21 protein-coding genes and 1 pseudogene are annotated in these 9,903 nt (G+C 58.9%); all 22 read right to left on the reverse strand.

All coding sequences use genetic code 11. The features are described from left to right. Positions 1 to 4: 4 nt before the first annotated feature. Positions 5 to 439: a 50S ribosomal protein L15 gene (rplO, locus tag AB3X89_RS17465; RefSeq protein ID WP_368584393.1), complete on the reverse strand. Its 435-nt coding sequence runs from the start codon at positions 437 to 439 to the stop codon at positions 5 to 7. 29 nt (positions 440 to 468) lie between these two features. After that, the gene (rpmD, locus tag AB3X89_RS17470) at positions 469 to 651 is read right to left on the reverse strand and encodes a 50S ribosomal protein L30 (protein WP_008923335.1); all 183 of its coding nucleotides are present in this window, start codon (positions 649 to 651) and stop codon (positions 469 to 471) included. Positions 652 to 662: 11 nt separating this feature from the next. After that, positions 663 to 1,181, reverse strand: a complete 519-nt coding sequence (rpsE, locus tag AB3X89_RS17475) for a 30S ribosomal protein S5 (RefSeq protein WP_004197945.1) — start codon at positions 1,179 to 1,181, stop codon at positions 663 to 665. A 14-nt stretch (positions 1,182 to 1,195) separates the two neighbouring features. Further along, complete coding sequence (gene rplR, locus AB3X89_RS17480; RefSeq protein WP_008923336.1) at positions 1,196 to 1,561, reverse strand: 50S ribosomal protein L18; 366 nt, start codon at positions 1,559 to 1,561, stop codon at positions 1,196 to 1,198. A 12-nt stretch (positions 1,562 to 1,573) separates the two neighbouring features. After that, positions 1,574 to 2,104, reverse strand: coding sequence for a 50S ribosomal protein L6 (gene rplF / locus AB3X89_RS17485; protein ID WP_368584394.1), 531 nt, complete (start codon positions 2,102 to 2,104; stop codon positions 1,574 to 1,576). Between the two features lie 18 nt (positions 2,105 to 2,122). Continuing rightward, positions 2,123 to 2,518, reverse strand: coding sequence for a 30S ribosomal protein S8 (gene rpsH, locus AB3X89_RS17490; RefSeq protein WP_006052216.1), 396 nt, complete (start codon positions 2,516 to 2,518; stop codon positions 2,123 to 2,125). Between the two features lie 14 nt (positions 2,519 to 2,532). Next, a complete protein-coding gene (rpsN, locus tag AB3X89_RS17495; RefSeq protein ID WP_090802162.1) occupies positions 2,533 to 2,838 on the reverse strand; it encodes a 30S ribosomal protein S14 in 306 nt (101 codons plus the stop codon). 7 nt (positions 2,839 to 2,845) lie between these two features. After that, entirely contained in the window at positions 2,846 to 3,385 is a 540-nt protein-coding gene (gene rplE / locus AB3X89_RS17500) for a 50S ribosomal protein L5 (protein ID WP_008923339.1), read from the reverse strand. Between the two features lie 16 nt (positions 3,386 to 3,401). Continuing rightward, positions 3,402 to 3,710, reverse strand: a complete 309-nt coding sequence (gene rplX, locus AB3X89_RS17505) for a 50S ribosomal protein L24 (RefSeq protein WP_008923340.1) — start codon at positions 3,708 to 3,710, stop codon at positions 3,402 to 3,404. A gap of 9 nt (positions 3,711 to 3,719) precedes the next feature. Next, positions 3,720 to 4,088: a 50S ribosomal protein L14 gene (gene rplN / locus AB3X89_RS17510; RefSeq protein WP_368584395.1), complete on the reverse strand. Its 369-nt coding sequence runs from the start codon at positions 4,086 to 4,088 to the stop codon at positions 3,720 to 3,722. Positions 4,089 to 4,378: 290 nt separating this feature from the next. Beyond that, on the reverse strand, positions 4,379 to 4,651 hold the full coding sequence (gene rpsQ, locus AB3X89_RS17515; protein WP_368584396.1) for a 30S ribosomal protein S17: 273 nt from the start codon (positions 4,649 to 4,651) through the stop codon (positions 4,379 to 4,381). Continuing rightward, a complete protein-coding gene (rpmC, locus tag AB3X89_RS17520; RefSeq protein WP_007180130.1) occupies positions 4,648 to 4,842 on the reverse strand; it encodes a 50S ribosomal protein L29 in 195 nt (64 codons plus the stop codon). Before rpmC ends, rpsQ begins: the two co-directional genes overlap by 4 nt. Positions 4,843 to 4,852: 10 nt before the next feature. Further along, complete coding sequence (gene rplP / locus AB3X89_RS17525) at positions 4,853 to 5,269, reverse strand: 50S ribosomal protein L16 (protein ID WP_008923342.1); 417 nt, start codon at positions 5,267 to 5,269, stop codon at positions 4,853 to 4,855. Positions 5,270 to 5,271: 2 nt separating this feature from the next. Then, a complete protein-coding gene (gene rpsC / locus AB3X89_RS17530) occupies positions 5,272 to 6,078 on the reverse strand; it encodes a 30S ribosomal protein S3 (protein WP_008923343.1) in 807 nt (268 codons plus the stop codon). A gap of 11 nt (positions 6,079 to 6,089) precedes the next feature. Next, positions 6,090 to 6,419 (reverse strand): 50S ribosomal protein L22, encoded by a 330-nt coding sequence (gene rplV, locus AB3X89_RS17535; protein ID WP_007730533.1) that lies wholly within the window; start codon positions 6,417 to 6,419, stop codon positions 6,090 to 6,092. A gap of 12 nt (positions 6,420 to 6,431) precedes the next feature. Further along, positions 6,432 to 6,707, reverse strand: coding sequence for a 30S ribosomal protein S19 (gene rpsS, locus AB3X89_RS17540; protein ID WP_006998484.1), 276 nt, complete (start codon positions 6,705 to 6,707; stop codon positions 6,432 to 6,434). Positions 6,708 to 6,717: 10 nt separating this feature from the next. Continuing rightward, the gene (rplB, locus tag AB3X89_RS17545) at positions 6,718 to 7,545 is read right to left on the reverse strand and encodes a 50S ribosomal protein L2 (RefSeq protein WP_008923344.1); all 828 of its coding nucleotides are present in this window, start codon (positions 7,543 to 7,545) and stop codon (positions 6,718 to 6,720) included. A gap of 2 nt (positions 7,546 to 7,547) precedes the next feature. Beyond that, positions 7,548 to 7,862: a 50S ribosomal protein L23 gene (gene rplW, locus AB3X89_RS17550; protein WP_368584398.1), complete on the reverse strand. Its 315-nt coding sequence runs from the start codon at positions 7,860 to 7,862 to the stop codon at positions 7,548 to 7,550. Beyond that, complete coding sequence (rplD, locus tag AB3X89_RS17555; RefSeq protein ID WP_008923346.1) at positions 7,859 to 8,479, reverse strand: 50S ribosomal protein L4; 621 nt, start codon at positions 8,477 to 8,479, stop codon at positions 7,859 to 7,861. Before rplD ends, rplW begins: the two co-directional genes overlap by 4 nt. After that, positions 8,479 to 9,138 (reverse strand): 50S ribosomal protein L3, encoded by a 660-nt coding sequence (gene rplC, locus AB3X89_RS17560; protein WP_368584403.1) that lies wholly within the window; start codon positions 9,136 to 9,138, stop codon positions 8,479 to 8,481. Before rplC ends, rplD begins: the two co-directional genes overlap by 1 nt. A 199-nt stretch (positions 9,139 to 9,337) precedes the next feature. Beyond that, entirely contained in the window at positions 9,338 to 9,649 is a 312-nt protein-coding gene (gene rpsJ / locus AB3X89_RS17565; protein ID WP_006998489.1) for a 30S ribosomal protein S10, read from the reverse strand. Between the two features lie 127 nt (positions 9,650 to 9,776). Next, a pseudogene (tuf, locus tag AB3X89_RS17570) lies at positions 9,777 to 9,903 on the reverse strand (elongation factor Tu); the annotation flags it as partial.

The following is a 9,903-nucleotide window of genomic DNA, read 5'->3' on the forward strand; positions in this document are numbered from 1 at the left end:
CGCGTTACTCGGCAAACGAGCCACCGGCTGCTTCGATGGCAGCGCGTGCGCTCTTCGTCGCACCCAGACCCTTCACAACGACCTTGCGCTTGAGCTCGCCCGTCCCGATGATCTTGGCGCTACGGATCAGTTCGCCGACCAGGCCGGCTTGCTTGAGAGCCAGCAGATCGATTTCGTCGACCGGCAGCTTCTCCAGATCCGAGAGACGCACTTCACCGACGAATTCCTTCGTCAGCGAGGTGAAGCCACGCTTCGGCAGGCGACGTTGCAGTGGCATTTGACCGCCTTCGAAGCCAACCTTGTGAAAGCCGCCCGAACGCGACTTCTGACCCTTGTGACCACGGCCAGCGGTCTTGCCGAGGCCGGAGCCGATGCCGCGACCAACGCGACGCTTTGCGTGCTTCGCGCCTTCAGCCGGCTTCAGGTTATTCAATTCCATTATCAACTCCTTGAGTCCTGGTCAGCCGCTTAGCTGATGACCTTAACGAGGTACGAAACCTTGTTGATCATGCCGCGCACAGCCGGCGTATCCTGCAACTCGCTAACCGAGTTGAGTCGGCGCAGGCCCAAGCCACGCACCGTTGCGCGGTGCGATTCACGGGTGCCGATCAGGCTCTTGACGAGCTGGACCTTGACAGTTTTATCAGACATGGTGTCCACCTTTAGCCCAGAATTTCTTCGACGGACTTGCCGCGCTTCGCAGCGATGTCGGCCGGCGTGGACTGCTTGCGCAGGCCGTCGAGCGTCGCACGAACGAGGTTATACGGGTTCGTCGAACCGTGGCTCTTGGCCACGACGTTCTGCACGCCCATCACGTCGAACACTGCGCGCATCGGACCGCCAGCGATCACGCCGGTACCGTCCTTCGCCGGAGCGAGGAGAACCGTGGATGCGCCGTGCTTACCATGCACTTCGTGTTGCAGGGTACCGTTCTTCAGCGGCACCTTGAACATGTTGCGGCGAGCCTGTTCCATCGCCTTCTGGACAGCGACCGGCACTTCCTTCGCCTTGCCCTTGCCCATACCGACGCGGCCATCACCGTCGCCAACCACGGTCAGTGCAGCGAAGCCGAGAATACGGCCACCCTTCACGACCTTGGTCACGCGGTTGACCGAAATCATCTTTTCACGAAGGCCGTCGTCGCGTTCGTCAGCCTGAACTTTAGCTTGCATCTTTGCCATGACGAATTCTTCCCTTAGAACTTGAGTCCGGCTTCGCGCGCCGCATCAGCCAGCGCTTTCACGCGGCCGTGGTAACGGAAACCCGAACGGTCGAAGGCGACGGATTCGATGCCGGCAGCCTTAGCCTTTTCTGCAATGCGCTTGCCGATCAGGGTTGCAGCAGCAACGTTGCCGCCCTTGCCCGATTGATCGGCCAGTTGCGCACGCACTTCGGCTTCGAGCGTCGACGCGCTGGCGAGCACCTTGGTGCCGCACGGCGAGAACACTTGCGCATAGATGTGCGTGTTCGTGCGATGCACGGCGAGACGCGCGACCTGCAGCTCAGCGATCTTGATACGCGTCTGACGAGCGCGGCGCAGGCGAGATTGAGTCTTATCCATGATTGCGCACCCTTACTTCTTCTTCGTTTCTTTGAGGATCACAACCTCATCGGCGTAACGCACGCCCTTGCCCTTATAAGGCTCCGGCGGACGGTAGCCGCGCACTTCTGCAGCGACTTGACCGACTTGTTGCTTGTTGATCCCCTTGATCACGATTTCGGTTTGCGACGGGGTTTCTGCCTTGACGCCAGTCGGCATCTGGTGCACCACCGGGTGCGAGAAACCCAGCGACAAGTTCAGCTTGTCGCCTTGCGCCTGTGCGCGATAACCGACGCCAACCAGCGTCAGCTTGCGCTCGAAACCCTTCGTCACGCCGTACACCATGTTCGCAACCAGTGCGCGCATCGTGCCCGACATCGCATTCGCTTCGCGGCTTTCGTCGACCGGCTCGAACTTCAGCGTGCCGTTGTCGTTCACCACTTTCACGAGACTGTTGGCAGCCTGCGAAATCGTACCCAGCGGACCCTTGACAGTGATGCTGTCGGCGCTCAGGGCCACTTCCGCGCCTTGCAGCGCGATCGGGCTCTTACCTACTCGAGACATGTTTCTCTCCTTTCGGCCTTAAGCGACGTAGCAGATGACTTCGCCGCCAACGCCCGTTGCACGTGCCTTGCGGTCCGTCATCACGCCCTTGGGCGTCGACACGATTGCCACGCCCAGGCCATTCATGACCACGGGGATGTCGTTACGGCCGCGGTACACACGCAGACCAGGCTTCGAGACGCGTTCGATGCGCTCGATGACCGGGCGGCCAGCGTAATACTTCAACACGATGTTCAATTCCGACTTCGCACCTTCGGACTTCACTGCGAAATCGTCGATATAACCTTCGTCCTTCAGGACCTGCGCAATCGCAACCTTGACTTTCGACGAGGGCATAGTCACCGAAACCTTCTCGACCATCTGCGCATTGCGGATGCGAGTCAGCATATCGGCGATAGGATCACTCATGCTCATTTATGTTTCTCCTATTACCAGCTCGCCTTGGTCAGGCCAGGGATCTCGCCGCGGAACGCGATTTCACGAATCTTGTTACGCGCCAGGCCGAATTTACGGAACGTGCCGCGCGGACGACCGGTAATTGCGCAACGGTTGCGCTTACGGGTCGGGTTAGAGTTGCGCGGCAGTTGCTGCAGTTCCAGACGTGCTGCGTAATGCTCTTCTTCCGACTTGCTCGTGTCGCCAATGATTGCCTTCAGTGCAGCACGCTTGGGAGCGTACTTGGCGGCGAGGCGAGCACGCTTCTTTTCACGTTCGATCAGTGCCAGTTTAGCCACGGTAACCTCAGTTTCTGAACGGGAACTTGAAGCTGGCGAGCAGAGCCTTTGCTTCGTCGTCAGTCTTCGCAGTCGTCGTGATGCTGATGTTCAGCCCACGCAGTGCGTCGATCTTGTCGTAATCGATTTCGGGGAAAATGATCTGCTCTTTCACACCGATGTTGTAGTTGCCGCGACCATCGAACGCCTTACCCGACACGCCACGGAAGTCGCGCACACGGGGGAGCGCAACCGTCACGAAACGGTCGAGGAATTCGTACATTGCCTGACCACGCAGCGTGACCATGGCGCCGATCGGATAGCCCTGACGGATCTTGAAGCCAGCAATTGCCTTGCGTGCCTTCGTGATCACCGGCTTCTGGCCTGCGATCTTCGTCAGATCGCCAACGGCGTTTTCGATGATCTTCTTATCGGCGACGGCTTCGCCAAGACCCATGTTGAGGGTGATCTTGGTGATGCGAGGCACTTCCATCACGGACTTGTAACCGAACTTCTCGATGAGGCCGGGTACAACCTTTTCTTTGTAAAACTCTTGCAAACGAGCCATTTTTTACTCCGCAGCGTCAGGCGCTCAGCACGGCACCGGTCGTCTTCAGGAAACGGACCTTCTTGTCTCCTTCGACCTTGATGCCTACACGCGATGGCTTGCCATTCGCGTCGACCAATGCGACGTTCGAAATTTGCAGCGGCATCGTCTTGGCTTCCACGCCGCCCGTCGTACCCTTCATCGGGTTCGGCTTGACGTGCTTCTTGACGAGATTGATGCCCTCGACGGTCACGGTCTCGCCGTGAACGGCCAGCACAACGCCACGCTTGCCCTTATCTTTGCCGGTGATGACGATAACTTCGTCACCCTTGCGAATCTTGTTCATCGCGACTCCTTACAGCACTTCAGGCGCCAGCGAAACGATCTTCATGAATCGTTCGCTACGCAACTCGCGCGTGACTGGCCCGAAAATACGGGTGCCGATCGGTTCGAGCTTGGTGTTGAGCAACACAGCTGCATTGCCGTCGAACTTGATCAGCGAGCCGTCCTGACGGCGCACGCCCTTGGCGGTGCGAACCACCACGGCGCTGTAGATTTCGCCTTTCTTCACGCGCCCGCGCGGCGTTGCCTCTTTGACAGTCACCTTGATGATGTCGCCAATGCTGGCATAACGACGCTTCGAGCCGCCGAGCACCTTGATGCACATGACTTCACGTGCACCCGTGTTGTCGGCCACTTCAAGCCGAGTTTCGGTCTGGATCATGGTTTATCTTTCCCAACTTAATCCGGTCACACCACCATGGTGCTTCCCGGTCAGTCTTGGTCCCGTCAGCCGATCGGCTGCTTGGGTTAGAACAGCAGCGACGGCAAACGAAACCCGCCATCGCAATCCGGTGAATCCTTCGGCACAGGCTGGCGCCCGGACCGCTTCCCCCACCAACTTCGCCCGCGACGGGGCTCCCATAAAGAGGGAAGACCGAGATTATATCAAACAATCCCGGTCTTGCAAGCGAAACTTACTGCGATTTCAACTACTTCTACAGCTTTGCGACATTAGATGACGCGAGCAGCCTCGACCAGGCGAGCCACAACCCAAGCCTTCGTCTTCGAAATCGGACGAGTTTCCTGGATTTCAACGAGGTCACCCTCGTTGTACGAGTTCGCATCGTCATGCGCGTGGTACTTCTTCGAACGCACGACGTACTTGCCATAGATCGGGTGCTTCACGCGGTGCTCGACCAGCACGGTAACCGTCTTGTCCATCTTGTTGCTGACGACCTTGCCGACCAGCGTCCGCTTGAGCGAGGTTTTTACGCTATCGTTCATTTCTGGTTCGCCTTCTCAGTCAGGACGGTCCGCACACGTGCGATGTCGCGACGAACCTTCTTCAGTTGGCTCGTGTTCGTGAGCTGCTGGGTCGCGAGTTGCATGCGCAGGCCGAATTGCGCCTTCAACAGGTCCGACAGCTCCTTGTTGAGCGCGGCCTGATCTTTCTGGTGAAGTTCGGAAGCCTTCATCATTTGCTCCTTAGGCGCCGAGCTGACGTACGATAAACGTCGTCTTCAGCGGCAGCTTGGCTGCAGCCAGACGGAACGCTTCGCGCGCCAGTTCTTCGGTTACGCCGTCCATTTCGTACAGCATCTTGCCCGGTTGAATCTCAGCGACGTAGTACTCCGGGTTACCCTTACCGTTACCCATACGCACTTCCGCCGGCTTGGTCGAGATCGGCTTGTCCGGGAAGATCCGGATCCAGATGCGGCCACCGCGCTTGATGTGACGCGTCATTGCACGACGCGCCGCTTCAATCTGGCGCGCGGTCAGACGGCCGCGACCGACAGCCTTCAGGCCGAACTCACCGAACGACACCGCGTTGCCGCGGGTAGCAACGCCGGTGTTACGACCTTTCTGCTCTTTGCGATACTTTCTGCGTTTCGGTTGCAGCATCGTTATTCTCCAGTCTTCCCGTCGCCGCCGGCACCGCCAGTACGACGAGGAGCGCCACGGCGTGCACCTGCCGGGCCACCACCTTCACCATCACGACGCGGACGGCGATCGCCACCCGGACGTGCGTTGCGGCGCGGACGCTTTTCTTCAGCGACTTCTTCGACCACCGGTGCGTCATTGCGGCCGAGCGTATCGCCCTTATAGACCCACACCTTCACGCCGATGATGCCGTACGTCGTCTTTGCTTCCGACGTTGCGTAGTCGATATCTGCACGCAGCGTGTGAAGCGGCACGCGACCTTCGCGATACCATTCCGTGCGAGCGATTTCGATACCGTTCAGACGGCCTGCGCTCATGATCTTGATGCCTTGAGCACCCAGACGCATCGCGTTCTGCATCGCACGCTTCATCGCGCGACGGAACATGATCCGGCGCTCGAGCTGCTGCGTGATCGAATCAGCGATCAGTTGCGCGTCGGTTTCCGGCTTGCGAATTTCTTCAATGTTGACGTGAACCGGAACGCCCATGCGCTTTTGCAGCTCGGACTTCAGCAGTTCGATGTCTTCACCCTTCTTACCGATCACGACACCCGGACGCGAGCTGAAAATCGTGATACGCGCGTTCTTTGCGGGACGCTCGATCACAACGCGGCCGACGGACGCGTTCTTCAGCTTCTTCTTCAGGTATTCACGAACACCGATGTCTTCCTGCAACATCGCCGCGAAATTGTTGTTGTTCGCGTACCAACGCGAAGCCCAATTGCGGCTGACGGCCAAACGGAAGCCAGTCGGATGAATTTTCTGTCCCATCGTATGACCCCTTAATTCCCGACCGTCACAGTGATGTGACAGGATTGCTTCTCGATGCGGTTACCACGGCCCTTGGCGCGCGCGGTAAAACGCTTCAGCGACGCTGCCTTGTCGACGTAGATGCTCGTGATCTTGAGCTCGTCGATATCGGCGCCTTCGTTGTGCTCCGCATTCGCGATCGCCGACAGCACGACCTTTTTCACGATTCCCGCAGCCTTCTTCGGCGAGAACGTCAGAACGTTCAGCGCCTTGTCGACCGGCAAACCGCGGATCTGGTCAGCCACAAGGCGCGTTTTTTGCGCCGAGATGCGGGCACCGCGATGAATTGCTTTCACTTCCATCTTGATTGCCCCTTATTTCTTGGCCTTCTTGTCGGCCGCGTGACCCTTGAACGTACGGGTCAGTGCGAACTCGCCAAGCTTGTGGCCGACCATGTTTTCCGTGACATACACCGGAACGTGTTGACGGCCGTTGTGCACGGCGATCGTCAGGCCGATGAAGTCCGGCAGGATCGTCGAGCGACGCGACCAGGTCTTGATCGGTTTCTTGTCACGCGATGCTGCAGCCGCCTCAACCTTCTTCAGCAAATGGGCGTCGCAGAACGGACCTTTCTTAATAGAACGTGCCATTGCCTACTCCTTAACGCTTGTGACGGCGCTGGACGATCATGCTCGTCGTGCGCTTGTTGCTGCGGGTGCGATAGCCCTTCGTCGGCGTGCCCCACGGGCTCACCGGATCGCGGCCTGCCGCAGTCTTGCCTTCGCCACCACCGTGAGGGTGGTCGACCGGGTTCATTGCAACGCCACGCACGGTCGGGCGGATGCCGCGCCAGCGGTTCGCGCCAGCCTTACCGATTTGACGGAGGCTGTGCTCTTCGTTGCCCACTTCACCGATCGTCGCGCGGCATTCAACGTGCACGCGGCGGATTTCGCCCGAACGCAGACGAACCTGCGCGTAGACGCCTTCGCGAGCAAGCAGCATCGCCGACGTGCCAGCCGAACGCGCCATTTGCGCGCCCTTGCCCGGCAGCATTTCGATGCAGTGAATGGTCGTACCGACCGGAATGTTGCGGATCGGCAGCGTGTTACCTGCGCGGATCGGTGCTTCCGAACCCGACATCAGTTGCTGACCGACGGTGACACCCTTCGGAGCGATGATGTAGCGGCGCTCGCCGTCCGCGTACAGAACCAGCGCGATGTTCGCGCTACGGTTCGGGTCGTACTCAAGACGCTCGACCTTTGCCGGAATACCATCCTTCGTGCGACGGAAGTCGACGACACGATAGTGATGCTTGTGACCACCACCCTTGTGACGCGTGGTGATGTGCCCGTTGTTGTTACGGCCGGCAGTCGACGACTGCGTGTCGAGCAGTGCCGCAAACGGCTTGCCCTTGTGCAGTTCTTTGTTGACCACCTTGACCATCGCGCGGCGGCCCGGCGAAGTCGGCTTAACTTTCACGATTGCCATGATTACTTGGCCTCCGCTTCAAAGTTGATTTCCTGGCCGGGCTTCAGGCAGACATACGCCTTCTTCACGTCCTTGCGCTTGCCCAAGAAGCGACCAAAGCGCTTGGCTTTGCCCTTCGCGACCAGCACATTGACGGAATCAACTTCCACCTTGAACAGCAGCTCGACTGCAGCTTTCACTTCCTGCTTCGTGGCATCCGGCGCGACTTCGAACACTACCTGCTCGTTCTTGTCGGCAACCAGCGTCGCCTTTTCGGAGACCACCGGCGCGAGCAGGACCTGCATCAAACGATGATCGTTCTTGCGAATCTCGCTCATGACAGCAACTCCTCGATCTGGGCGACCGCAGCCTTCGTGATCAGGACCTTCTTGAAGTAGATCAGCGACAGCGGGTCGGCGTAACGCGGCTCGACAACCGCCACGTGGGCGAGGTTGCGCGACGCGAGGTACAGGTTTTCGTCAACCGTGTCGGTAATCACCAGCACGGAGTCGAGACCCATCGCCTTGAATTTTTCGGCCAGCAGCTTCGTCTTCGGCGCTTCGAGCGTCAGCTCGTCGACCACCGAAATGCGGCCTTCGCGGGCCAGCTGCGAGAAGATCGAGCAGAGACCTGCGCGATGCATCTTCTTGTTGACCTTGTGCGAAAAGTTTTCTTCCGGCGAATTCGGGAAGATACGGCCACCGCCGCGCCACAGCGGGCTCGACGACATACCGGCACGAGCCCGGCCCGTACCCTTCTGGCGCCACGGCTTCTTGGTCGTGTGCTTGACCTGCTCACGATCCTTCTGCGCGCGATTGCCGCTACGTGCATTCGCCTGGTACGCAACCACCACCTGGTGAATCAGGGCTTCGTTGTAATCGCGGCCGAACACGACGTCCGACGCGCTAACGCCCGCACCTTCCTGACCATTGGCATTCAGGAGCTTAAGTTCCATTATTTCGCTCCTTTCACGGCACGCGTCTTCACGGCCGGCGTAACGAATACCTTGCCACCCTTCGCACCCGGAACGGCGCCCTTGACCAGCAGCAGCTTGCGGTCAGCGTCGATACGAGCGATTTCGAGGTTTTGCACCGTTACCTTCTCATCACCCATATGACCGGTCATGCGCTTACCCGGGAAAACACGACCCGGATCCTGCGCCATACCGATCGAGCCCGGCACGTTGTGCGAGCGCGAGTTACCGTGCGATGCACGGCCAGACGAGAAGTTGTAACGCTTGATGGTACCGGCGTAGCCCTTACCGATCGACACACCTTGCACGTCGACCTTCTGGCCCACTTCGAACAACTCGGGACCAACCACAGTGCCGTTCGACAGTTCGGCAGCCTTAGCGGCATCGACCTGGAATTCTTTGAGGATTTCGCCGGCTTGAACGCCAGCTTTGGCGAGATGACCTGCCAACGGCTTCGTCACGCGCGATGCACGGCGCGTACCGAAGGCAACCTGCACGGCGGTGTAGCCGTCGGTTTCAACAGTCTTGATCTGCGTCACGCGGTTGTCGGACACGTCCAGCACGGTGACGGGAATCGAATCCCCTTCAGCCGTGAAGATACGGGTCATGCCAACCTTGCGACCTACGAGTCCAAGGCTCATCGTTTTCTCCATTCCCGACTGCGATTGGTCGGGGCTAATTTACAAAATGTCGGCGCCGTTTCGGACATGAGACCATGCTGCGGCACGCCGACTTTTTACGCAAATGCGCGAAAAGCTCACTAGTATAGCGAGCCTTTTCGTTTTCCGCAAGCAATCAAAGACTTAGCGGTGTCCGGATCGCCGGACAACGGCTGAGGCCTTATTGCAGCTTGATTTCAACGTCCACGCCAGCCGGCAGATCAAGCTTCATGAGCGCGTCAACGGTCTTGTCCGTTGGGTCAACGATGTCCATCAGACGCTGGTGCGTGCGGATTTCGAGCTGATCGCGCGACGTCTTGTTGACGTGCGGCGAACGCAGGATGTCGAAGCGTTGAATGCGGGTCGGCAGGGGCACCGGGCCACGAACGATTGCGCCAGTCCGCTTTGCCGTGTCGACGATTTCAGCTGCCGATTGATCGATCAGGCGATAGTCGAAAGCCTTCAGGCGAATGCGGATTTTCTGGTTCTGCATGACAAATTCCTTAGAAAGAGCGAGGCGGTATTGCACCGCCGAATAGAAAAAGAACGTAGGCTCGGGCGCTGGCGGAGAGCGAGCGCCCGAGCCCGGGCGCTAGATACTGCTACAGCACTCTACGATTTTACTCGATGATCTTTGCGACGACACCAGCGCCGACCGTACGGCCACCTTCGCGGATTGCGAAGCGGAGACCTTCTTCCATCGCGATCGGGTTGATCAGCTTCACCGTGATCGACACGTTGTCGCCC

The sequence above is a fragment of the Paraburkholderia sp. BR14320 genome, assembly GCF_040948665.1.
GTDB lineage: Bacteria > Pseudomonadota > Gammaproteobacteria > Burkholderiales > Burkholderiaceae > Paraburkholderia > Paraburkholderia youngii.

What these genes read in the sequence shown, in the direction of transcription:
- rpsE (WP_004197945.1), bottom strand. Translation starts at nt 1,181, where the DNA reads ATGGCAAAGATGCAAGCTAAAGTTCAGGCTGACGAACGCGACGACGGC.
- rpmD (WP_008923335.1), bottom strand. Translation starts at nt 651, where the DNA reads ATGTCTGATAAAACTGTCAAGGTCCAGCTCGTCAAGAGCCTGATCGGC.
- rplV (WP_007730533.1), bottom strand. Translation starts at nt 6,419, where the DNA reads ATGGAAGTGAAAGCAATTCATCGCGGTGCCCGCATCTCGGCGCAAAAA.
- rpsQ (WP_368584396.1), bottom strand. Translation starts at nt 4,651, where the DNA reads ATGAACGATAGCGTAAAAACCTCGCTCAAGCGGACGCTGGTCGGCAAG.
- rplB (WP_008923344.1), bottom strand. Translation starts at nt 7,545, where the DNA reads ATGGCAATCGTGAAAGTTAAGCCGACTTCGCCGGGCCGCCGCGCGATG.
- rpsJ (WP_006998489.1), bottom strand. Translation starts at nt 9,649, where the DNA reads ATGCAGAACCAGAAAATCCGCATTCGCCTGAAGGCTTTCGACTATCGC.
- rplP (WP_008923342.1), bottom strand. Translation starts at nt 5,269, where the DNA reads ATGCTGCAACCGAAACGCAGAAAGTATCGCAAAGAGCAGAAAGGTCGT.
- rplE (WP_008923339.1), bottom strand. Translation starts at nt 3,385, where the DNA reads ATGGCTCGTTTGCAAGAGTTTTACAAAGAAAAGGTTGTACCCGGCCTC.
- rplD (WP_008923346.1), bottom strand. Translation starts at nt 8,479, where the DNA reads ATGGAACTTAAGCTCCTGAATGCCAATGGTCAGGAAGGTGCGGGCGTT.
- rpmC (WP_007180130.1), bottom strand. Translation starts at nt 4,842, where the DNA reads ATGAAGGCTTCCGAACTTCACCAGAAAGATCAGGCCGCGCTCAACAAG.
- rplW (WP_368584398.1), bottom strand. Translation starts at nt 7,862, where the DNA reads ATGAGCGAGATTCGCAAGAACGATCATCGTTTGATGCAGGTCCTGCTC.
- rpsS (WP_006998484.1), bottom strand. Translation starts at nt 6,707, where the DNA reads ATGGCACGTTCTATTAAGAAAGGTCCGTTCTGCGACGCCCATTTGCTG.
- rplN (WP_368584395.1), bottom strand. Translation starts at nt 4,088, where the DNA reads ATGATCCAGACCGAAACTCGGCTTGAAGTGGCCGACAACACGGGTGCA.
- rpsH (WP_006052216.1), bottom strand. Translation starts at nt 2,518, where the DNA reads ATGAGCATGAGTGATCCTATCGCCGATATGCTGACTCGCATCCGCAAT.
- rplR (WP_008923336.1), bottom strand. Translation starts at nt 1,561, where the DNA reads ATGGATAAGACTCAATCTCGCCTGCGCCGCGCTCGTCAGACGCGTATC.
- rplC (WP_368584403.1), bottom strand. Translation starts at nt 9,138, where the DNA reads ATGAGCCTTGGACTCGTAGGTCGCAAGGTTGGCATGACCCGTATCTTC.
- rplF (WP_368584394.1), bottom strand. Translation starts at nt 2,104, where the DNA reads ATGTCTCGAGTAGGTAAGAGCCCGATCGCGCTGCAAGGCGCGGAAGTG.
- rplX (WP_008923340.1), bottom strand. Translation starts at nt 3,710, where the DNA reads ATGAACAAGATTCGCAAGGGTGACGAAGTTATCGTCATCACCGGCAAA.
- rplO (WP_368584393.1), bottom strand. Translation starts at nt 439, where the DNA reads ATGGAATTGAATAACCTGAAGCCGGCTGAAGGCGCGAAGCACGCAAAG.
- rpsC (WP_008923343.1), bottom strand. Translation starts at nt 6,078, where the DNA reads ATGGGACAGAAAATTCATCCGACTGGCTTCCGTTTGGCCGTCAGCCGC.